The sequence below is a fragment of the Paenibacillus sp. GCM10028914 genome, assembly GCF_042666275.1.
Lineage (GTDB): Bacteria > Bacillota > Bacilli > Paenibacillales > Paenibacillaceae > Paenibacillus_AQ.
Genome location: NZ_JBHTFO010000007.1, coordinates 89,024 through 110,945 on the forward strand (window position 1 = coordinate 89,024; position 21,922 = coordinate 110,945).

Here is a 21,922-nt window from a genome sequence, read left to right on the forward strand (position 1 = left end):
ATGGAAAATATAGGTGGAGAGAAATTTCGGAATTTTATCTAACTAAGTAAGTTCATTTTTGCTAAAGTTATTAATGCAAACTTTTTTATGATCCGATTCGTTTTCATATTAAGAACCGCGCGGACTTATTTTATATATTTGAAGGTATGAAAGGGCATAGTACATGATTACGATTGAACATCTATCCAAAACCTACCGAAAAGGCGCTTGGGCGCTACTGGACGTTTCACTGACATTTGATAAAGGTATGACCGGGTTGCTTGGGCCAAATGGCGCGGGTAAATCCACGTTGATGCGTATTTTAGCTGCACTTCTTGCACCTACTTCTGGGCAAGTGACAATCAACGGGATTTCACTTGGGAGATCTGAAGAAATTCGAAGAATGGTTGGATATCTACCTCAGCATTTTCATATTTACCCGCAGATGACAGGACGTGACTATCTTGATTATGTTGGTGTAATGAAAGGAATTACAGATAAAGCGGCGCGCCGTAAGGAGATTTCAAGGCTTTTGGAGATGGTCAATTTACAGGAAAAAGCAGATAAAAAGGTTCGCACATACTCCGGAGGAATGAAGCAGCGTATCGGTATTGCCCAGGCTCTGCTCGGCTCCCCGGATGTCCTCATCGTAGATGAGCCAACGGCAGGACTGGATCCACAGGAGCGGGTACGCTTCCGTAATCTGCTAACTCGATTCAGCATGAACCGGACGGTGCTGCTGTCTACTCATATTGTGGCTGATATCGAGAGCAACTGCCGTAAGGTAGCTGTCATGAATCAGGGGTGTCTGCTCATGACAGGGGACTTGGCAGAGCTGCAAGCCTGTGGAGAAGGATATGTATGGGAAGCGGTATTAAATCAAGTTCAATTTGCAGCGTTAGATCCGGCTCTCGTTGTCTCGACCCGCACGGTACCCGAAGGGATCATTTGCAGAATGACAGGAGAAACAGCGCCAATTTATGGAGCGGTTCAGGTAGAACCGACTCTAGAGGATGGCTATTTGGCACTGCTGCGGAGGGAACGGGATGAATAAATGGCTAAAGCAGTGTGAATTTGAGCTTCGTCTTATTTTAGGAAACCCGTTATTTGCACTATTTCCCATCATATATGGCGTTATATTCTTGTTGTTTGCCTTGGGGATCGGAGAATATGCAGAACCAAAATACCGTAGGCTGTATGAATATCATACTATCGCCCACACGATTACGCTTGGACTTGCGATGTTGCTCGGTATTTTAGCGGTCCGTAGAGATATCCGCCGTTCATCTTACGAGTGGAATAGAAGTTTACCGGTTTCCTTCGGCATGCTGTTGTCATCTAAATATGTTGTGGGAATCCTATATATGTCGCTGTTTACACTGTCGACTTCGATTATCTTTTATGTAGTTTCCGTAGGGTATGGTGTTGAGGGAAGCATCGTCTTGCGGCATACGATGAATATAGCGGTTCAGGCGGAAGTATCCTATTTGGTTACTTTTGCGCTGGCAATGCTGCTTGCAGTCTGTATACCGAATCGGGTTGTGTACCTGATTGGTTTTTGTGCTTGGATGTTCGGCACCTTTTTTATGGATATTTTCCTTATTCAAGCTATGGGATTATATCCACTTAAAACCTTTCATCTAAGTCAGTTTTTTGTATCTACGAATTCGCTTAGTTATGAGAGCTGGGGTTATGAACTGATTAAAGAAGAGCAAGGGATATCCCGGTTGTTTGTACTGGCATTCACATTGCTCATGTTTTTGGTTAGTCTTCTATTATTAAACCGAACCCGGCCTACGATGAACATCAAAATGTGCTGGCTGGCAGCGGTGGGAGCTGCAGTTCTTGCTGTCACAGCATTTATTCCTTACGGATCACTGTGGCAGGAGCGTTATGCAAATATTCGTGAGATAGATAATGATCCTACAGTTCGTCCATCAGAAACCCCTTTTTCTGAGGAGCCTGTATTCACAGTCTCCAAATATGACATTACTTTAAAAAGAAACAAGAATGACGTGCTGCATCTAACGGCCAAGCTGGACATTCCTGCAGATGAGTGGAAGGGTAAATCATCCTTTCCGCTTACACTTCATCGGAGTTTTCAGATGAGACAAGTACTCATTCAAGGAGTCCATACGCCGTATCAGCGACAAGGCGATCACTTAAATATAGAGATTCCTAGTGAAGCTAGCGGCGATCTTCAGATCGAGCTGGACTATAGCGGCAAGATGATGGAATTTCTAAAGGATTATAATAACGAGAAATATCCTGCTTTCAGTGTCGGAACCGAAGTCAATCTCCCTAGACATATCGCGTGGTATCCGCTTCCAGGTCATCAACATGTATATGTGAAGAATTCTGATGTCTCGAATCAGTTCTATCTAGGCTATTGGTTTAACGGGATGTATTTCCCGCCTGCAGAGGTGAAACTTACAGTAGAGGGGTATGAGAATCCGCTTTATTCGGGAATACCAGAGCTGGAACGCAAGGCAAGGTATCAGCGTTTTGAAGGAAAAGAAATAATGGGATTCTCGCTTATGGGCAGCAGGGATTGGATTGAGTTAAGGCATGAAGGTATACCTGTTACACTGGTTTCAACACCTTATAACCGGGAATACGGGGAACAAATGCTGATAGCCCTAAAAGAGAAGTATGATTATTTCAAAAAATGGATCCCAGAGTTCAAGCCTAAGTTTTCACACGTTTTATATTTTGAAACGAATGTGGATAGCTTAGCGAGTCGAAATTGGTACGATGGGGCTGGTTTGCTCTTAACCTCAGAGAATTATAATAATTACTATGGTATCGCTGAATGGATGAATGCCATGCTGTTCGGCAGTCAAGAAGGATTTGTCATGTATTCATCAGAAGATGAAGCAGAGAAAGATGTTCGAGGTAGAATTAGCAGTTTGTTTTGGTACTTATATTACCGTGAAACGAACGGGTTAAGTGACAAGGAGATTTTAGATCAGTATGGATGGGCAAGATCTGTTCAATTATTGTCCATGAAAGATACAGACTATGATCCGAGAGGGATCGGGATTCAAATGCGGAAGCAAGTTTCAAATGCTCTAGCGAACGGAAAAGAACAGCAGGTGAAGGAGCTGCTGGTTCATTTTTATAATCAGGGCATCAACCAGCCAGGTCAACGGGAGAATGTTTACTTGAAGGAAAGACCGATTTCTTATAAAGAATGGCTGCAGGAATGGGATAGAGTCATGGGGAGCAGCCAGTCTGGACAATAAAGTAAATGATCTATGACAAATATATGGAAAGGGGGAGAAGTATGATTTCCGATCAGGAGTTGTCTGAAAGGATGGCAGCCGGTGATCAGGAAGCTTTCGAGCTGCTGGTCACACGTTATCACGGTCCGTTACTCAGCTATATATCGAATCAACTTCAGGATCGCCAGAAAGCTCAGGACATCGTTCAGGAAACCTTTGTTCGAATGATTCGTCATCTCAGGCAGCATGGAGCTTTAGAGCATGTCAGATCTTGGCTCTATCGAGTGGCGCTTAACCAGTGCAAAGATTACTGGAAGAGTTCAGCTTACCGTTCAGAGGGTCTGGCTGGTGAAGAGTTTCCTGAACGACCGGACCCTTCAGTTGGTGCGGATGAAATGCTGGAAAGACAGGAGACGACGCAGGAAATAGCTGCTTCACTGGAGATGCTTCCGACTGTCCAGCAGAACATTATATCTTTGCGTTTCTTTCATGATATGAAGCTCCAAGAAATATCTGAACTGCTTGATCTCCCCCTGAGCACCGTGAAGACACATCTATACAATGGACTTCGAAAGCTAAAAAAAATAATGACGTTAAAAGATTCCTATGCCCCAGTTGTAACGGCTTGTGCAAGTGGACCGCCGAATGGTTCTCGTGTGAATTCTGGAAGTGAACGTGACCGGAAAGTTAAAGAAAAGGAAAGTGAGGTGTATTCCCATGGATCGTTCTTTCGATAATGAATTACGAAGACTGGAAGAAGAGCTAAGAGAACATCTTACTCGTGCAGTTTCACCACCACCGTTCCCACGTGAAACCGCACAGCTGATCGCGTCACTTCAGGGAGAGTTTGACCAGCTCAAGCACGAGGCTGCGCCTCCCAAGCTCGATTTTAACCCTCAGGTGGATCCCCCCTCATTGAGGCAGCTGCTTCGGAGTCAGCTTCGTCTCAATCAGAAGTCCATCCTGCTCGCAAGTGCGGCTGTATTCTGTATGCTCACTTTGCTGGTCAATCCCGAGTACCCGTTAGATCGGATTGGGGGGATTCCAGGAGGAATCTTTCCACTGATCACTCCGCTGCTTCTGATTGCATCGATGCTGTTCAGCAGCCGGACTTGGGATCGTGGAATGAGGGCAGTAGAGACGATTACTCCTTATCCGCCGGCACTTGTGCTGTACAGCCGCTTACTGATGGTAACGGGTATCGTCGTTGGTATGGCTTTGCTGAGTACGCTAGTGCTTGGAATACGGGCCATGAATGCGGAGTCTTCCGATTTTTTGTTTGGACCTTTTGTTCTTGAATGGATGAGTGTCTTGCTAATGACGGGCGGTGCAGCGATGTACATGATGTTCCGAAAGGGCCTGGCTGCGTCTATGCTGTCTGCTATTTTGGTATATGGCATTTGGATTTTACTTCAAGGACAGATTAGTGCTTATGGAGTGTCTTACATGGCTAAAACACCAGTAGATGCGGTCATTCTCCTAGTTGGAGCTGCTCTGCTGATCTCCTCCTATGGGTACAGTCGCAGAGATCATACCCCGCGGAGAACTGCTCATGATTAGTATTGAGGGACTTGTACGGCAAGCAGGCACATATCGGTTGGAGATCGAAAAAACCAGGTTTAATACGGGATTGAATCTGATCGTCGGTTCGAATGGAGCCGGCAAAACGACGCTTATGGAAATGTTGACGACACTTCAAGCTCCAGATGAAGGAACAATCTTGTACAAAGGACGTAAGGCAGCGGATCATCTACCGCTCGTTCGCAGCCAGATTGGGTATGTACCGGCCGATATTGAATTGTATGGTGATATGAAAGTAGGAAAGCTACTAACCTATTTGGCAGAGATGAAGGGTGTCTATTCTTCTGAAATGATAGACCGTCTTATGATGGATTTTCGCTTGGAAGTACACCGACGCACCAAGGTTAAGAATCTATCTCAAGGGGTTCAGAGAAGAATTGCAGTGGTTCAGGCTCTGCTAGCTTCCCCGTCCTTTTTATTTCTGGATGAACCCTTGAATGGAATGGATGCGGAAGAGCGAAAGTTTTTAATAGCTTACCTAACGCGTTATGCCAAAGGCCGAATGGTTATTGTTGCAGCTCATGAGCTGAATGAGTGGGAGGATGCAACAGACACGGTCGTATGGATCCATAGGGGACGCATTCGTTACAATGGTTCGCCTCAGGCTTGGAAGCTGTCTATCCCCATGAGGGTATGGGAAGGAGAGGTCAGTATGCAGGTATTTGAAACCATTCCGGAGAGAAGCATTATTCACTTTAGAATGCTGCCGCACGGCGTTAGAGTGAGGAGAATGGGAAGTACTGCCCCTGGCCCAGAATATATAGAGAAGGAACCGACCTTGGAGGATACCTTTTTTGTTCATATGGAAGCCCTCGCCCAAAGAGCTTAATAAGAAGAGGCTGTCACAAAAGTAGATTTTCTACAACTAGGGACAGCCTCTTCTTTATTTTATACCAAAAAGGTCAAAGACAGACTTTATGGAGTTCCTGTCTTCAAGATGAATATGCACGAAGCAGCGGAGGGGACGAAGCGTTTCCGGACAAGCGATGCGGTCGCCTTTGTACTCCAATTTCTACTTTAGGCTAACAAGTTCAGGAAATTGGAGTACAACAGCGATGGAAGGAATGATTCGTACTCATAGCGTCTAGCAACAGAAACTCCATGATGAGGGAAGCACTGATGGGGAGAATCAGAATAAGTTTGGCCATGTGACAAAGTACATTTTTATAGAAAGCTCTATCACCGGCTTCTCCTTCGGGTAAGAAACGGATATAAAGCCCGCTTATATTGATAACCTGAAGGGAGCGAACGCATCATGGGAACAGTCGGAAATCAAGAGAACGAGAAGGTAGCGATAGTAACTGGAGCAGGTATTGGTATTGGCAGGGGAGTCGCTAAAGTGCTGGCCCAGAAAGGTTACCGGTTGGCATTGACTTATCATTCCAGTGAAGAGGACATTAGAGTTGTGGAAGAGGATATTACCCATACCTATGGAAAAGCTCCGCTCATCATCCAGAGTGATTTAACAGTCAGGGGAGAAGCGGAAGATGTGGTGAAACAGACGATGAAAGAAATGGGGCGAATTGATCTTCTTGTCAACAATGCAGGCATCGGAAACCATGCACTCCTCACGGAGATGGAAGAAGACAATATAGATATGGCGATTAATCTGGATTATAGGGCTCCGATGCTGCTCAGTAAATATACGGCTCGAGAGATGATCGATCATAAGAACCCTGGTAATATCATCTTTATTACCTCATCTCGTGGGGAGAGAGCCTATCCAAAGGACAGTGTATACGGCGGAATGAAAGCTGCGTTAATTCGTTCGGCACAGTCATTAGCACTGGAATGGGCACCTTATGGAATCCGTGTTAATTGTGTAGCACCCGGTGCTACCGTGAACCGCCTGAATCAAAATGCGGAAGATGAGCCACTAGGTTCTAAAATACCGCTAGGTCGTATTGGGACACCATCCGATATCGGTGAGGCCATTGCTTGGTTAAGCTCTGATGCAGCATCCTATATTACAGGTATCAATCTGCGAATTGATGGCGGTTTAATATTACCGGGGATGCCAGAGGACACTTCTCCGGAAGCGGGTTACGGTTGGGGAAAATGGGTTGAAGAATAGGCCTAGCAACTGGGTAGAAGAGCGAATTTTTATCAGTTAATTAATTCCGATAAATGTAATAGGAATAACCCTTTTCAAACGATGGAAAGTATGAGAAAATGGGGGGAATTATGAAGTCATAAATTTTCCATCGGAAGAAAAGGGAGGAAACAATAATGTCAGAAGAACGCAAACTTTCTATTGAAACGTTAGCCGTACACGCTGGACAGGAGATCGATCCGACCACCATGTCCCGTGCTGTACCACTTTACCAAACGACATCTTATGGATTTAGGGATAGTGAGCACGCGGCTAATCTGTTCTCGCTCAAAGAATTCGGCAATATTTACACTCGAATTATGAATCCAACAACAGATGTGTTTGAACAGCGCATCGCTGCGCTGGAAGGTGGAGCAGGCGCATTAGCTACAGCCTCAGGCCAAGCTGCGATTACGTTCTCAATTCTAAATATTGCGGGCGCAGGCGATGAGATTGTTTCCTCCTCAAGCTTATACGGTGGTACATATAATTTGTTTTCTAACACACTTGCTAAGCTGGGCATCAAGGTCCATTTTGTTGATTCAACAGACCCGAATAATTTCCGTAAATACATTAATGATAAGACAAAAGCTTTGTTCGCTGAGACGATTGGCAACCCGCAAGGAAACGTACTTGATGTAGAAGCTGTGGCTGCGATTGCTCATGAGAACGGAATTCCTCTTATCGTTGATAACACATTCCCAAGCCCGTATTTACTTCGTCCAATTGAGCATGGAGCAGATATCGTTGTCCACTCCGCTACGAAATTCATCGGTGGTCATGGTACTTCGATTGGCGGCGTAATTGTGGACGGCGGTAAATTTGACTGGGCGGCAAGCGGGAAATTCCCGGGTCTGACTGAACCGGATCCGAGCTATCATGGTGTGGTATATACAGAAGCCGTTGGGCCTATAGCTTATATTATTAAAGCACGTGTGCAGCTGCTCCGTGATATTGGCGCGTCTATTTCTCCATTTAACTCATGGTTGCTGCTGCAAGGCCTAGAAACATTGCATCTTCGTGTTGAACGGCATAGCCAGAACGCACTTAAGGTAGCAGAATATTTAGAGAATCATGATGCAGTAGAGTGGGTAAGTTATGCAGGCTTGCCTAGCCACCCATCCTATGAGTTGGCACAGAAATACTTGCCTAAGGGTCAGGGAGCTATTTTGACATTCGGAATCAAGGGCGGAACAGAAGCGGGCCGTAAAGTGATTGAGAATGTAAAGCTGTTCTCTCACCTTGCTAATGTGGGTGATTCGAAATCATTGATCATTCATCCTGCAAGCACGACGCATCAGCAGTTAACGGAGGAAGAGCAATTTGCAGCTGGTGTAAATCCGGAGCTTCTGCGTATTTCTGTTGGAACGGAGTCTATTGACGATATTTTGTATGATTTGGAGCAGGCTTTGGCTGCAAGTCAGAAGTAAGATTGCTCTCATTTATATGATCTGTAAAGCCTCCTGAGGATTTAGTCTCAGGAGGCTTTTTTTGTATTTAAAACGACGTCAAGCTGTATATTTCCATGTTGTGCTTAATAATCTGTAGGTAAGGTGACAGAACCACCAGTTCAAGTGAAAAGGGGTAGAATATTAATCATGACCGAGGCGAAACGGGGAAATGGCACTGAATTGGGGAAGCGTTTATATGACATGTTCAGAAGTGATCGGGAACGACCAGCTGGAAATACCGCGGGTAAAGATTTGTTAGGTGAACTAGCAGTTACCGGTGGTGTAACTCACGAAGAAGCTTTATTGTTGCTGGCTTCCCCCGAGGATATAGAGGAACTCGTACGAAAAAAAGAGGTTTCTGGAAAAGATCAGTCTTCACTTCAGCGGCTGCTTCAATGGAGTGATGAAAAACGGAATTTAAAAGTACTAATGCAGGCGAATAGCTCTGAGCAAGCTGCTGTAGGAATGAGACGAGGAGCTCAAGGAATCGGTCTGATGCGAGGAGAAGCCATACTTTATACAAATTCACGTTTGAAAAAGATTTATCATGACTGGCTTGAAAGTCAGGACGAAATGGATAAGCAGCATTATCGTTTTCGTCTAATCTCACTCTGGACCGAGGAATGGGTGTCAGTTCTCCAAGCAGCTAACGGAGCCTTATGTTCGATTAGTCTTGTGTGGGACACAGCAGCAACATGCAGTCCGCAAGCAAGGCATGACATACAGGATATACAGCTTGAATCGTTGTATCGTGCGGTATTCAGATGTCATGAAGAAGGGCTGGAATGCAGGCTGGAACTGCTTGCTCTTTGGCCGCAGGATTCTGCAGACTTTACAGAGGCACAGGATTTTATAGAAGAAGTAGGAAAGCAGACACTGTCCTATTTAAAGACATCTGTAAATCTGAAAATCGGAGCGTTGCTGCATCCCGAGATCGACCCTAAAGATGCGGCTGACATTGCTCGATTAGCCGATGTTATCGTTATGGATACAGAAAGTGCGGATAAACTACATTTTTTAGATGAAGGGCGTTCTATAAGAACGGCAAGGAACAGAATTGAATTGGATGAACCGATAACGGAGTGGGCCAGTCCGGATTTACTTCAGTCCAATTTGGAAGAGACGGTTCTCCGTATCTGGCAAGTGAAGCCCCATATCGCGATTAGAGTGAGCAGAGAAGTGACGGTATCTGATTTGAGAACGGTTTACCGTCTCGGTATATCAGAGGTGTGCTGTGAAGTAAGTTCTTTAGCAGCGGTACGTCTTGCAGGTATGCGCCTAGAATGGATGCTGAGCCGACTTCCGACTGCTGGAGAGGCCTAAGTTCATAAGGTGAACCGTTTTGTATTCAATCGAACTTTATGTAGTCCAAGTGACTTAACAGTGGCTTGGGCTTTTTTTCTGCAATATGAAGGACAAGCTATGAAATAAAAAGGGGAGTGAGATTTCTAAAAATTTTTGTGGAAAATTAGGTGCGATTCTGTTTACAAGAAGGAAGTTTGTGGGTATGATATAAGTATAAAGTTGCTCTAAGGAAAATAATTTGTACTGAGACAACAATGATTCTCATTCTCATTTAGCATGCTGCTCCGGCTTAGCCGGGGCAGCATGTGTCATTTTAAGGGTAGTAAGAATGGATCTCATTCTCAAGTAGGAAGGTGATTAGCTATGGAAATGGCACACAATGTACGGTCTGGTTCGGTATCGTCTATAGAAAATGGGGCTGGCCCCCAAAAACCTCGTTATACGGGGAAATGGGATCTTCAAAGCTTGCTTCGTAATCCAGAGGTACTTGCTGCGATAGGCAGCGGTATTCTAATGCTGGCCGCATGGGCGGTAAGCCAGTGGTCTGAATGGTTGTCGGTGATTTTATATGTAGTGTCTTATACAGTAGGGGGCTGGATCAAGGCTAAAGAAGGAGTAAAGACACTGATAACAGAACGCGATTTGGATGTGAATTTACTTATGATTGCTGCGGCTTTAGGTGCGGCAACAATCGGCTATTGGAACGAAGGCGCTATGCTAATCTTTATCTTTGCACTTAGTGGCGCGTTAGAGAGTTACACGATGCAGCGTAGCCGTAAGGATATCTCTTCCCTGATGGAACTTCAGCCGGAGACCGCACTCCGCATCGAAGCTGGTGAGATCATGTCTGTTTCCATCGATACATTGAAGCTTGGCGACCTTATCCTCGTTAAACCTGGTGAATTGATCCCTGCGGATGGAAAGGTTTGTCGCGGCGGGTCTTACGTTAATCAGTCTTCAATTACCGGAGAATCTGTTCCTGTGGACAAAACCGTAGGTGATGATGTGTTCGCCGGTACACTGAATGGAGAAGGCGCTCTTTATATCGAAGTAACGCAAACCGCGGACTCTACATTGTTTTCCAAAATTATTAAATTGGTTGAGGAAGCGGAAAGCGAAGTTCCGGAATCCGAACGGTTCATCAAGCGCTTTGAATCGATTTATGCTCGTGTAGTTGTGCTCGTTACGGTAGCGTTAATCAGCCTAGCGACACCGATCCTTGGATGGGATTGGGATACTTCTTTTTATAAAGCGATGGTATTTCTGGTTGTAGCCTCCCCGTGTGCACTTGTGTCTTCCATCATGCCTGCCATGCTGTCTGCTATCTCAAACCGTGCCCGCAAAGGGGTGCTGTTTAAGGGAGGCGCTCATATCGAGAATATGGCTCGCACCGCGGTTGTGGCGTTTGATAAGACGGGAACGCTGACGCTTGGATCACCTGTGGTTACCGATTTCATTCATGGTGATGGGGTAACACGAGAGGAACTCCTTAGTATTTGTGCATCTGTAGAGAGTATGTCGAAACACCCTTTGGCAATCGCGATCGTTCGTAAAGCTGCTGAGGAAGGGATTGAGTATCAACCCGCTGAGAATGCGCAGTCTTTGACTGGATGGGGGATGCAGGCAGACGTTCAGGGCAAACGATGGAAGATTGGTAAGAGCGATATTCTGGATCATGAAGAGTCTCGATCAGTAGAAGAGAGTAAAGAGGAAGTTACTAAACCGGATTGGGTAAGAATCCGTTCGAAACTTGAATCCGGAGGAAAGACAGTATCGATTGTACTTGTGGATGACCAGGTGATCGGAATGATTGCGATGCAGGATGCAATTCGCCCACAAGCCGCCGTAGCCGTGAAATGTCTTCAACAGCTTGGTATTAAGGTAGCAATGCTGACGGGAGACCGCAAAGCGACCGCCCAAGTCATAGCTCAACAAACAGGCGTAGATATGGTGTTTTCCGACCTGCTGCCCGAAGATAAAGTGACGCATTTAAAAAATCTCCGCGAGAAGTACGGGCATGTCGTTATGGTTGGTGACGGGGTGAATGATGCTCCTGCCTTGGCAACGGCAACTGTTGGAATTGGTATGGGAGTAGCCGGTAGCGGAACAGCGCTCGAGGTGGCTGACGCGGTATTGATGAATGATAATATCGAGGAGATCGCAGGAACCGTTAAGCTGGCTCGCAAGGCACAGCGGATTGTGAAGCAAAATATGATTTTTGCTATCACCGTTATCCTGACGTTAATCGTTGCTAATTTTCTAGAAGGCGTTGCACTCCCGCTGGGCGTGATCGGTCATGAAGGCAGCACGATTTTGGTTATTCTAAACGGCCTTCGTTTACTTCGCACAACTTAATAAATATGAAAGAGCACTTTACTCAAAGGGGTGAAGCTGCTCTTTTTTTATGTGGGGGAATAAGCAATTCATTCGTGTTACAATTATTGGGATCTGTATAGATTATTTAAGTTAATTCGATGCTTAGGCCGGGGAAGAGGGGGATGTAATGCTACCTTTATATTGCGATGTTCAGGGAGAAGCCTACAGGCGCTTAATTGATTATGCTATGGAAAGATCTAAATTTTTTGTGCTGGCGAAACGTCATGGTTTGGGCCTTACGGATAACGGTAAACAGGCATTGGGCACATTGGAGCCTTATTTGATCGAGACGCGCCATATGGGAGAAATGATGCCTGATCACGCTATAGCTTACAGCCAAGGAACGTACTATATTTATAAATGCTGTCCAGAAGCAGCGATATTGTTAAAGGATGTAGCAAACAGTCTCTTTGAATGGCAGAATTCTCATCTTCCGGAAGATCTGTGTTTTTGGGATGAACAGGAACAGGACTTTCTGTACAATGTCGCACATGAGAGTATGGCTGGCCTGAATGTGGATGGAGAAGAGGCGACTGCTCTGTCTCAATCGATACCGGGGCTTTTTTTTCAGTTTTCGAAGTATAGGGATGATTTTGAGCTTTTTATAGATGACGCTATATATCATCAGCCCTCCAAACTTAACATCGAGATGAACGGGATTAATGAAATTCCAGATCGGATTTCGCAGCTTCGGGGGCTCAAGGAACTGGTGATTTTCGAGCAAAATATTCGCAAGCTGCCGCGTTCTTTCTTTGAACTAACGGAGATGGAGGCACTCACGATTTATACGGCAGATCTTGAGGAGATACCTGCGGATATCGGGAAAATGGTCCATTTAAAGAGCTTAACGATCTGCTGTGGAAGCTATCACTCCATTTCAGACCCATCTTGTGTTATTCCGAAAGAGGGCCTATCTCTAACCCAGCTTCCACCAGAGGTCGGCAATCTTATAAATCTGGAGAATCTCCATATAAGCTACACCGCCATTTCAAAGTTGCCAGATGAGATGGAATCTTTAGTTAACCTGCGTACTTTAAACTTGAACAACAATATGATAATGGAGAAACCTTCATTTTTAAGTAAGTTAACGAATTTAACATATATCGATCTAGGGAAAAATCCATTTAGCGAGGACGACTCATAGCAGCAAGAAAAGGCTGTACCGCAAGATCTTAGATCTTTTGGGACAGCCCTTTTGTGTAAGATATTTAGTTTATAGGTTATGCATATGTAATTCTACTTCAAAAAAAGATAACCATGATAAGCTGGAAAATCGCATATACGCCGATCCCCGCACCGATGAGTGTGAGACCTGCTTTTTTCTTGCCCTGAAAGAGGCGTAGAATGGCCAAGCTGAACAATGGCGCAATGACTAAGAGAAATAGAAGCACGATTATAAACATTTCTGGCGAAATATCTGATGTATCCACATAAGTCATGACGTTCCTCTCCTATCCGAATCTTTCACAAAATTTCCGTGTCTCACAGTGATATAGATCACACACATGAAATTTATTATAAAGGAAACAGATGGATATTACCTTAGGTACTTCTAAAAAAATGAGGCGAATTTACGTCAATTTCCAATCATAGATACTCGAACAGGCCCGAGAAATTGCGAAATAGCTAAATAAGCAGCGCCGATAACGGTAGAGCGACTTCCTAGTTCAGCAAAACGGATCTCCATCCGTTCACGGTGATAAGGAAGAGTTCGCTGGGATACAACCTGCTGCATCGTTTTTTCGATCCATTCGCGTGCGTCAGACAGTGGACCGCCGATGACAACGGATTGCGGGTTGAAGCTATTGACGAGGTTTGTTAACCCGATTCCAATAAAGCGTCCAATTTCTGAAAAATGATCTATCGTTCCAACATGTCCTTGTTCCGCATATCTCACTAGCTCAGATGTTCGGCGAGCGGGGAGAGGAGTGGACGAGGACTCATACGTTTTTTCCGAAGCGTACAGTTCCCAGCACCCGCGGTTGCCGCAAGAACACACTTTACCGTCAGCCTCAATGGACATATGCCCAGTTTCCCCTGCATAGCCACGAGCGCCTTTATATAGCTCTCCATTAATGATGATGCCTGAACCGATACCACTGCCAGCACTGATGTACAAAAGATGCTGCACATCGCGCCCCGCCCCGAAGCGAAGCTCGCCCTGAGCACCTGCGTTGGCTTCATTGTCAATGGTGACCGGGACACCGATTGCATCTTCAAGAAGCTTCTGAAGAGGAACCATTTCCCACCCTAAGTTTGGCGCAAACAGAACAGTGCCATTATGGTCCACCATGCCAGGTACGCCGATTCCGACACCCACAATACGGTAGTGAGAGGTCGGGACAAGCTCCATTAATTGCTCAGTCATTTCGATTAATTTGCTTAGAACAGATGATACGTCATGCTGCTCTAACAAGCATTCTTGTTCTGCTACGATGCTTCCTTCGAGATCTGTAAGCACAGCTACCATTTGTTTCAGGCGAATTTCGACACCTACCGCATAACCGGCTTTGCCATTAAAGAGCAGCATTCGAGGCTTGCGGCCGCCGCTTGATTCTCCGGGCCCGATTTCTTGTACTAGATGATTGTCGACGAGTTCTTGCACAAGATTAGATACGGTTGCTTTATTGAGTCCTGTCAATTCGGATAACTTGGCGCGGGACAGAGGAGCGAACCTTATAATGGTGTTCAGAATAATTGATGTATTTATTTTCTTAACCAGTGCTTGATCACCAGTGATATTTCCCAAGATAAACCCATCCTTCAAAGTTATATAGAACGTTAGATATGCTCATAGTCTAGGCGGAAGAAACGAAAATTGCAACTAGTGAAAAAGCGAGTCTTCTGCTAAAAAGATCAGTGTATATTCACAGATTCAATATATTTTAACAGACTTAGTTTAACCAATAGACAAAGTTATATTCATATGCTACGATAACGTTGTAAGCGTTACACATACTTTGATTATTAGGAATAGGGAGGATTATCTCATGGCCTATTTTAACAACGTGAATAAGATCGAATTTGAAGGAAGTAAATCTACCAATCCGTATGCATTTAAGTTTTATAATCCGAAAGAAGTTGTAGCTGGTAAAACGATGGAAGAGCATCTACGCTTCGCAATGGCTTACTGGCATACACTCACTGCAGGAGGATCCGATCCATTCGGCGCCGATACTGCGGTTCGTCCTTGGGGTAACTATTCTGGCATGGATCTGGCTAAAGCTCGTGTAGAAGCTGGATTTGAATTTATGGATAAATTAAACCTGCCGTACTTCTGTTTCCATGATGTAGATATCGCTCCGGAAGGAAACAACCTCCGTGAATTCTACAGCAATATCGATACCATCGTTGACAAGATTGAGGAACATATGAAGTCGAGCGGCAAGAAGTTGCTGTGGAACACAGCTAACATGTTCACGAACCCACGCTACATGCACGGTGCTGCGACAACTTGTAATGCCGATGTATATGCACATGCAGCAGCACAGGTGAAGAAAGGCTTGGAAGTAGGTAAACGCCTTGGTGCTGAGAACTATGTGTTCTGGGGAGGCCGTGAAGGTTATGAAACACTGCTGAATACAGATATGGGACTTGAGCTGGACAACTTGGCCCGTTTGTTTAATATGGCAGTTGACTATGCGAAGGAGATTGGTTTTGATGCTCAATTCCTAATCGAGCCTAAACCGAAAGAGCCGACAAAGCACCAATATGATTTTGATGCAGCTACGACGATTGCCTTCTTGCAGAAATACGGTCTCGACAAACACTTCAAGCTGAATCTTGAAGCTAACCATGCTACCTTGGCTGGGCATACTTTCGAACATGAACTTCGCGTGGCTCGCTTAAACGGAATGCTCGGATCGCTTGACGCGAACCAAGGTGACATGCTGATCGGTTGGGACACGGATGAGTTCCCGGTTAACATTTACGACGCGACACTGACACTTTACGAAGTGCTTATGAATGGGGGACTGGGTCGTGGTGGTGTGAACTTTGACGCCAAAGTACGCCGTCCATCATTCGAGCCTGAGGATCTGTTCCTAGCACATATTGCAGGTATGGACACTTATGCTAAAGGACTTAAGGTGGCTGCTAAGTTAATTGAGGACCGCGTATTCGAAGATTTCATTGCTAAACGTTACAGCAGCTTCTCGGAAGGTATTGGGGCTGATGTTGTAAATGGTAAAGCGACACTGGCTTCTTTGGCTGAATATGCGCTGAATAACGAGACACCGCGTAAGAATGAATCCGGACGTCAGGAAATGCTTAAAGGATTGCTCAATCAGTACATTCTTGCCGATTAAGGAGAGTAGATACTCTAAGGTAATCTAGGATCTGTGAGAAAATTAAACTTCACCGGCTCCCGAAAGGGCAGCCGGTGAAGTTGTTTCACCCTATGGTTTCTGTGGAGCAATTGATCTGAAATGGAGCAACCAACCTGAGGAGGAATTGTGATGAGTTATGTAATCGGAGTCGATCTTGGCACAAGTGCGGTGAAGACTGTTCTGATCGACCGCAGTGGAAAAGTGGTAGCAGAGCACTCAGAAGCATATCCGCTGAGCCAGCCAAAGCCAGGTTACAGTGAGCAGCGCCCTGAGGACTGGGTAGAGAAAACGCTGCTGTCCTTGAAGCGATTAATGGAAGAGACAGCGATTGAGCCGTCTGCTGTAGAAGGAATGAGTTTCTCTGGGCAAATGCACGGTTTGGTGCTTGTAAATGAAGAGGGAGCAGCACTTCGACCTGCTATTCTGTGGAATGATACCCGGACAACGGCCCAGTGCCGCCGGATTGAGGACACATTGGGTGATGATCTGCTTCGCATCGCTCGCAACCGGGCCTTGGAAGGGTTTACGTTACCCAAGATTTTATGGGTTCAGGAATTTGAACCTGATGTGCTGGATCAAGCAGCGAAGTTTCTTTTGCCAAAAGACTATGTACGCTACCGGCTGACCGGGGAGTATGCGATGGATTATTCCGATGCAGCGGGAACTTTGCTGCTGGATGTAGCGGGTAAACATTGGAGTACCGAAATTTTAGATGCCTTCCAATTGCCTCACACCTTATGTCCTCCCCTCGTTGAGTCGTTCGATCTATGTGGCGTGCTGCTTCCAGAGATTGCAGAGCAGTCCGGTCTGTTGCCTGAGACGAAAGTGTTTGCAGGCGGAGCTGACAATGCGTGCGGAGCGATTGGAGCAGGCATTCTTGCCGAAGGTCAGACAATGTGCAGCATAGGGACATCTGGAGTTGTGCTTTCCTACGAGGAACGCACAGAGGTTGATTTTGAAGGTAAGGTTCACTTTTTTAATCATGGCCAGCAAGATGCCTATTATATTATGGGGGTAACCTTAGCTGCTGGATACAGTCTCGAATGGTTTAAGAAAACGTTCGCTCCCGGCGTGTCTTTTGACGAGTTGCTCGGTGGAGTTGGCGAAATACCGGCAGGAAGCGGTGGATTGTTATTCACTCCGTATATCGTGGGCGAACGTACTCCGCATCCGGACGCCAACATCCGAGGCAGTTTCATCGGTATGGATGCAGGTCATAAGCTGTCTCACTTTGCCCGGGCAGTCCTTGAAGGAATTACCTTCTCACTTCGGGAATCGATAGATATTCTACGGGCCTCGGGAACAAAGATTGATAAGGTTATTTCAATCGGTGGTGGCGCGAAGAACGAGAACTGGCTTCAAATGCAGGCTGATATTTTTAATGCTGAGATTATTAAGCTTGAAAGCGAGCAAGGTCCGGCAATGGGCGCTGCTATGCTGGCAGCATACGGCTGTGGATGGTTTCCAAGTCTGCAGGAATGCGCGTCCGCATTCTTGCGTCCAGCGCAAACATATAAGCCGAATCCGGAAGCAGCAGCCATTTACGACAAACTGTTTCCGCTATATCAAAATGTTTACGGTGCAACCGAGCAATTGAACAGTCAATTAGCTGAATTTCGTGGTTAATTAGATTAATAATGATAAACTGTTATAAACGCTGTCCCTGTGTAAGGGGCGGCGTTTTTCTATTGAATGTTTTCGCTTGTTTGGACAAACAGGTCATTATTCCGAGATTACAAACATAAGAAATAAAGTGACACGCTATGAGTTCCTTTGAACTTAGAAAAATATGTTAGGAACAGGGCGTAACCAAACGACCCTTAAAACCGTTCCTATTATTGGAGAGCTGTTATGATCTTGCTGCACTGAACCTCTTTCGATGTAGAATACACCGCTGCATGTAAGAGCATGGTACGGTTCCAACCATGTGAAGGGAGCGATATAGAATTGAAAAGAAATTCTAAGAAATCAATTCAGATGAAATCTACTGTATGTGCCGTAACAGCGATGCTGTGTCTTGCTCAACCCGTATGGGGGGATACAAACACGATGAGTGCCACTGAGAGTGTATCCACAAGCAATGCTGCAGAGCAAACATCAGAGAAAATAAGGTCGGAGATTCCGGATGGAGCCAAAATTTCTTCCGTCCAGGCGGAAGAGAACATTAAGAGATTGTTCCCACAATTGAAGAAAGCGACCGTGGACAATGCTGAATTCACCGAACTGAATAATGTAAGCACTGGCGTGAAAGTATGGGAGTTGCAGTTCACTCTTAAAAGAGGAAACAGCAGTTACGGGTTTAGCGGTTCTGTAAATGCAATAACGGGCGAGATTGTATCTGTCTATCTTCCACGTTATGTATTATTACTTTCGGGAGGGGATGCGGGTCCGGAAATTAGCCGAGAAGCTGCTTCACAGAAAGCACTGAACTGGATCAAGCAAAACATAAAGAGCGTCAATGTAAATGACTTGTCTGAAAACAAACAATACATAGGAATGGAGAAGACTCTATTCAGCCCGCTATCATATGACTTCTATTACAATGTAACGGTTAATGGCATTCCATCTGATGCAGACCAAATCAGGCTGAGTATGGATCATCAGGGGAATGTGACTTCGTTTAACAGACAGCAATATGCAGCCTCAACACCATCTTCTGAAGCTAAAATATCGGCAGAAGCAGCGAGGAAGCAGTATGAGGATGCTTTTGTAGCAGAGCTTTCCTATATTCCTTCCATACAGTTTGGAGTAACCAAGGGTCCTTATTTTCTAGGATATGTTCCGAATAATAAATCTAATTTAGCCATCGATGCTAACACCGGCAGCATTCTTGACTATACAGGTGAACCGGTTAAAGAGAAGCAATTCGAGCCCATTGTAATCCCTGCAAGCAAGGATGTATTTACGCCGTCTTCTAAATCCTTGGCAAGCGGAGATGAAGCAGCGAAGTGGGTAGAGTCTCAGATAGAGATCCCGAAGGGGTACAAGGCCGTCCAGAAGCGATTAGGTCAGCGTTGGAATGACAAGGAATCCAAAGTGTGGAATATCAATTGGAATGACACTGCTTCGAATGCTGGCATGGATATTTCGGTAGAGGTCGATGCCACGACCGGGAAAATTCACATGTATAACCAGTATCAATACTATTATGGTAGGGGCGAAAGTCAGAATAAACCTTCAACGACCAGCATATCGAAGAAGGATGCGGAACAAATTGCATTCAGCACCATTTCTAAGTTAGCTCCCAATGCTACGAAGGAATGGAAGCTCGTGAATGTTACGGAGCCAAGAGAGAATACACCTTATCAGAATTTTGATTTCTCATTTTCCCGCTACGCAGGAGAAATATCGATCTTAGGTGAAACTCTTTCTATTTCAATCGGTACGGATGGCAAGGTGAAACAATACTATAATTCTTCATTTGTGGATTTCTCCGAACTGCCGCTAAACAGCAAACCGGTGATTTCGGCAGAAGAAGCAAAAGCAGCGTTCTTAAAGGACACGGAGTTGAAACTTAAATTCGCTCAGTACGGTGGTTATTCGTCGAGTGGTGGATCTGCTGAGTTTTTCACGAAATTAGTGTATTCTCCAGTACGCAAAGATAATGATTATCAACTCTATGGAATTGTATTACCACTGGATGCTACAACAGGAAAGTGGCGTAATACAGTACCATCCGATTATATCGGTAAGGAAGTTATTCCAGCGAATGATACAGTGGGACATAAATCTAAGGCTGCCCTTGATAAAATGGTGGAGTATCGTGTCATGCTTCCGGATGCAGATCTAAAGATACTGCCGGATCAGGACATCACGACGGGGGATTGGTACTTGTTTGTTGCTAGAGCGCTGAGTCCATCTCTTGATCAAAATTTTGGAGGCAATACGGAGCCTTACGGCAGTCTGCTACCAGAAAGTAAATATTACAATGCAGTTCAGAGTCTGCTGTCTCGGAACTGGCTCCCATTTGAACCGGATGCTTCTTTCAGTACAGAACGTAAGCTAACCCGGGATGAGCTGGCTTTAATGCTGACTCAGATGTTGAAATATGAGAAGTTGGGAGAAACAATCACAAAGAGTGGGGAAGTACCAGGTATTAGTGATTCGGCTTCTATTGTCAACAAGGGAGCGGCTTTAATCACGATGAAACTAGGATTACTTCCTGCGATTGACGGAAAATTCATGCCTGAGCGGGTGGTTACTCGTGCAGAGGCTGCTGAAGTACTTCTAGGATTGTCGGCTTTAGTAGGTAAAAGCGATTCGTTCATGAACGATAACATGTGGTAAAGAATTGCTGGCGCTATCCTTATTTCGTACTTGGTCGACAAAACTAGAAGCTTCCGGCCCAAAGGTAATATGATACAATATATGTAAACGAGTGTGGAAGACGAAGGGCGGGTGTACCGAATGAAACTAAGTCGGTCGTCATTTATGAAGCTGCTGCTGGTTGGGACATTAGCGGTAACCGTAGCCGCAGTTCCTGAACCGCTTGAAATCATTGATGGATATGCTAGTTCTAATAAAGAGGTTGTGAAATCCGTTAATGGGATTCAGCAGAAGCTGCTCGCAGCGATGAATAACAGGGAGTCGACCGTTCGTTTTGTGTATCAGGGCCAGACAAAGGAACTAAAGACACAGCTTAAGGAAGCGCTGGACCAGACGATGGATAGCGATCCGTATATTCACTACACGATTGCAAGTTATAGCTATGATTATCGCGGAACATCAAGCTCCGCCGATGTTACGATTCGCCTAACATACCGTGAGTCTGCGGAGCAGACCGCATATGTTAATCACAAGGTAAAGGCGATTTTGAAGGATATATTGAAGCCAGGAATGAACGATCACGAGAAAGTTAAGGTCATCAACGATTGGGTGATTTTGAATCTGAAATATGATACGTCACTTCAGAAATATACAGCCTATGATGGATTAAGCTCAGGAAGCACAGTATGTCAGGGTTACTCATTGCTGACATATAAGCTCCTGAAAGAAGCGGGAATCCAGAATAAAATCGTTGAAGGAACAGCTTACGCTGAGGGAAATCCTCAGGGACAGTTGCATGCTTGGAATCTCGTTCTTGTTGATGGGAAATGGTATCACCTGGATACGACATGGAATGATCCGGTTCCTAACCGGGACGGAGAGGTATCCTATGCGTATTACCTTAAGAATGATGCCCAGATGGGTAAAGACCATACGTGGATCAAGTCATATCCCCAGGCGAATACGTTATACCGGAATACCTTGAAGACATTAGTTTCAGAGGGATCAAGTAAAGCTGGACTCTACAAGAAGCTGATGAATGAACTGGAATATCATTTATACGAGAAAGAAGGAATCGTAAGAACATATAGTGATTTACAAGGAAGGGTAAAGTCAGCGAACAAAGCAGGCAAGTCGGAACTTTTATTCCGGTTTGATGGGAAAGAAGCGGACTTGTTGGTTGTGCTGCAAAATCTTCAACGTAAATCAGGTGTGGGTGCGATTCAATACTATCACAGTCTTTTAGATGACACGGATGATTTGAAGGTTCATATTTCATGGTAAAACGAAAAGGGATGTTCTGAAGGTGATAAGCCTTTA

16 protein-coding genes are annotated in these 21,922 nt (G+C 45.1%); 14 read left to right on the forward strand and 2 right to left on the reverse strand.

Going from position 1 to position 21,922, the window contains the following annotated elements:
* Nucleotides 1-163 precede the first annotated feature (163 nt).
* From ACFQV5_RS06145 to ACFQV5_RS06190, 10 genes are all read left to right on the forward strand, one after another.
* A complete protein-coding gene (locus ACFQV5_RS06145; protein ID WP_379244678.1) occupies nucleotides 164-1,033 on the forward strand; it encodes an ABC transporter ATP-binding protein in 870 nt (289 codons plus the stop codon).
* Nucleotides 1,026-3,224, forward strand: coding sequence for an ABC transporter permease (locus tag ACFQV5_RS06150; RefSeq protein WP_379244680.1), 2,199 nt, complete (start codon nucleotides 1,026-1,028; stop codon nucleotides 3,222-3,224). Before ACFQV5_RS06145 ends, ACFQV5_RS06150 begins: the two co-directional genes overlap by 8 nt.
* Nucleotides 3,225-3,265: 41 nt before the next feature.
* Nucleotides 3,266-3,940 (forward strand): RNA polymerase sigma factor, encoded by a 675-nt coding sequence (locus tag ACFQV5_RS06155; protein WP_379244682.1) that lies wholly within the window; start codon nucleotides 3,266-3,268, stop codon nucleotides 3,938-3,940.
* Nucleotides 3,921-4,763 (forward strand): hypothetical protein, encoded by an 843-nt coding sequence (locus ACFQV5_RS06160; protein ID WP_379244684.1) that lies wholly within the window; start codon nucleotides 3,921-3,923, stop codon nucleotides 4,761-4,763. The genes ACFQV5_RS06155 and ACFQV5_RS06160 overlap by 20 nt, the downstream gene beginning before the upstream one ends.
* Entirely contained in the window at nucleotides 4,756-5,613 is an 858-nt protein-coding gene (locus ACFQV5_RS06165) for an ATP-binding cassette domain-containing protein (protein ID WP_379244686.1), read from the forward strand. The genes ACFQV5_RS06160 and ACFQV5_RS06165 overlap by 8 nt, the downstream gene beginning before the upstream one ends.
* Nucleotides 5,614-6,039: 426 nt before the next feature.
* Complete coding sequence (locus tag ACFQV5_RS06170; RefSeq protein WP_379244688.1) at nucleotides 6,040-6,858, forward strand: SDR family NAD(P)-dependent oxidoreductase; 819 nt, start codon at nucleotides 6,040-6,042, stop codon at nucleotides 6,856-6,858.
* 155 nt (nucleotides 6,859-7,013) lie between these two features.
* Nucleotides 7,014-8,306, forward strand: coding sequence for a homocysteine synthase (locus tag ACFQV5_RS06175; protein WP_379244690.1), 1,293 nt, complete (start codon nucleotides 7,014-7,016; stop codon nucleotides 8,304-8,306).
* A gap of 168 nt (nucleotides 8,307-8,474) precedes the next feature.
* On the forward strand, nucleotides 8,475-9,650 hold the full coding sequence (locus ACFQV5_RS06180; protein ID WP_379244692.1) for a putative PEP-binding protein: 1,176 nt from the start codon (nucleotides 8,475-8,477) through the stop codon (nucleotides 9,648-9,650).
* A gap of 345 nt (nucleotides 9,651-9,995) precedes the next feature.
* Entirely contained in the window at nucleotides 9,996-11,987 is a 1,992-nt protein-coding gene (locus tag ACFQV5_RS06185) for a heavy metal translocating P-type ATPase (RefSeq protein WP_379244694.1), read from the forward strand.
* Nucleotides 11,988-12,135: 148 nt separating this feature from the next.
* On the forward strand, nucleotides 12,136-13,152 hold the full coding sequence (locus ACFQV5_RS06190) for a leucine-rich repeat domain-containing protein (protein ID WP_379244696.1): 1,017 nt from the start codon (nucleotides 12,136-12,138) through the stop codon (nucleotides 13,150-13,152).
* Between the two features lie 97 nt (nucleotides 13,153-13,249).
* Here ACFQV5_RS06190 and ACFQV5_RS06195 read toward each other — a convergent pair whose 3' ends face one another.
* Complete coding sequence (locus ACFQV5_RS06195; protein WP_379244698.1) at nucleotides 13,250-13,447, reverse strand: hypothetical protein; 198 nt, start codon at nucleotides 13,445-13,447, stop codon at nucleotides 13,250-13,252.
* Between the two features lie 137 nt (nucleotides 13,448-13,584).
* Entirely contained in the window at nucleotides 13,585-14,757 is a 1,173-nt protein-coding gene (locus tag ACFQV5_RS06200; RefSeq protein ID WP_379244700.1) for an ROK family protein, read from the reverse strand.
* A 241-nt stretch (nucleotides 14,758-14,998) separates the two neighbouring features.
* On the opposite strand from ACFQV5_RS06200, the gene xylA reads away from it, so the two are divergent.
* From xylA to ACFQV5_RS06220, 4 genes are all read left to right on the forward strand, one after another.
* Nucleotides 14,999-16,315, forward strand: a complete 1,317-nt coding sequence (gene xylA / locus ACFQV5_RS06205) for a xylose isomerase (protein WP_379244702.1) — start codon at nucleotides 14,999-15,001, stop codon at nucleotides 16,313-16,315.
* 150 nt (nucleotides 16,316-16,465) lie between these two features.
* Entirely contained in the window at nucleotides 16,466-17,962 is a 1,497-nt protein-coding gene (gene xylB / locus ACFQV5_RS06210; protein ID WP_379244704.1) for a xylulokinase, read from the forward strand.
* A gap of 321 nt (nucleotides 17,963-18,283) precedes the next feature.
* Complete coding sequence (locus ACFQV5_RS06215; protein WP_379244706.1) at nucleotides 18,284-20,623, forward strand: YcdB/YcdC domain-containing protein; 2,340 nt, start codon at nucleotides 18,284-18,286, stop codon at nucleotides 20,621-20,623.
* 120 nt (nucleotides 20,624-20,743) lie between these two features.
* The gene (locus ACFQV5_RS06220) at nucleotides 20,744-21,886 is read left to right on the forward strand and encodes a transglutaminase domain-containing protein (RefSeq protein WP_379244708.1); all 1,143 of its coding nucleotides are present in this window, start codon (nucleotides 20,744-20,746) and stop codon (nucleotides 21,884-21,886) included.
* Nucleotides 21,887-21,922: the final 36 nt, after the last annotated feature.

Coding starts and splice junctions, on each gene's coding strand:
- ACFQV5_RS06165 (WP_379244686.1), top strand. CDS start 4,756: ATGATTAGTATTGAGGGACTTGTACGGCAAGCAGGCACATATCGGTTG.
- ACFQV5_RS06180 (WP_379244692.1), top strand. CDS start 8,475: ATGACCGAGGCGAAACGGGGAAATGGCACTGAATTGGGGAAGCGTTTA.
- ACFQV5_RS06185 (WP_379244694.1), top strand. CDS start 9,996: ATGGAAATGGCACACAATGTACGGTCTGGTTCGGTATCGTCTATAGAA.
- ACFQV5_RS06175 (WP_379244690.1), top strand. CDS start 7,014: ATGTCAGAAGAACGCAAACTTTCTATTGAAACGTTAGCCGTACACGCT.
- ACFQV5_RS06195 (WP_379244698.1), bottom strand. CDS start 13,447: ATGACTTATGTGGATACATCAGATATTTCGCCAGAAATGTTTATAATC.
- ACFQV5_RS06160 (WP_379244684.1), top strand. CDS start 3,921: ATGGATCGTTCTTTCGATAATGAATTACGAAGACTGGAAGAAGAGCTA.
- ACFQV5_RS06150 (WP_379244680.1), top strand. CDS start 1,026: ATGAATAAATGGCTAAAGCAGTGTGAATTTGAGCTTCGTCTTATTTTA.
- ACFQV5_RS06145 (WP_379244678.1), top strand. CDS start 164: ATGATTACGATTGAACATCTATCCAAAACCTACCGAAAAGGCGCTTGG.
- xylB (WP_379244704.1), top strand. CDS start 16,466: ATGAGTTATGTAATCGGAGTCGATCTTGGCACAAGTGCGGTGAAGACT.
- ACFQV5_RS06190 (WP_379244696.1), top strand. CDS start 12,136: ATGCTACCTTTATATTGCGATGTTCAGGGAGAAGCCTACAGGCGCTTA.
- ACFQV5_RS06155 (WP_379244682.1), top strand. CDS start 3,266: ATGATTTCCGATCAGGAGTTGTCTGAAAGGATGGCAGCCGGTGATCAG.
- ACFQV5_RS06170 (WP_379244688.1), top strand. CDS start 6,040: ATGGGAACAGTCGGAAATCAAGAGAACGAGAAGGTAGCGATAGTAACT.
- ACFQV5_RS06220 (WP_379244708.1), top strand. CDS start 20,744: ATGAAACTAAGTCGGTCGTCATTTATGAAGCTGCTGCTGGTTGGGACA.
- xylA (WP_379244702.1), top strand. CDS start 14,999: ATGGCCTATTTTAACAACGTGAATAAGATCGAATTTGAAGGAAGTAAA.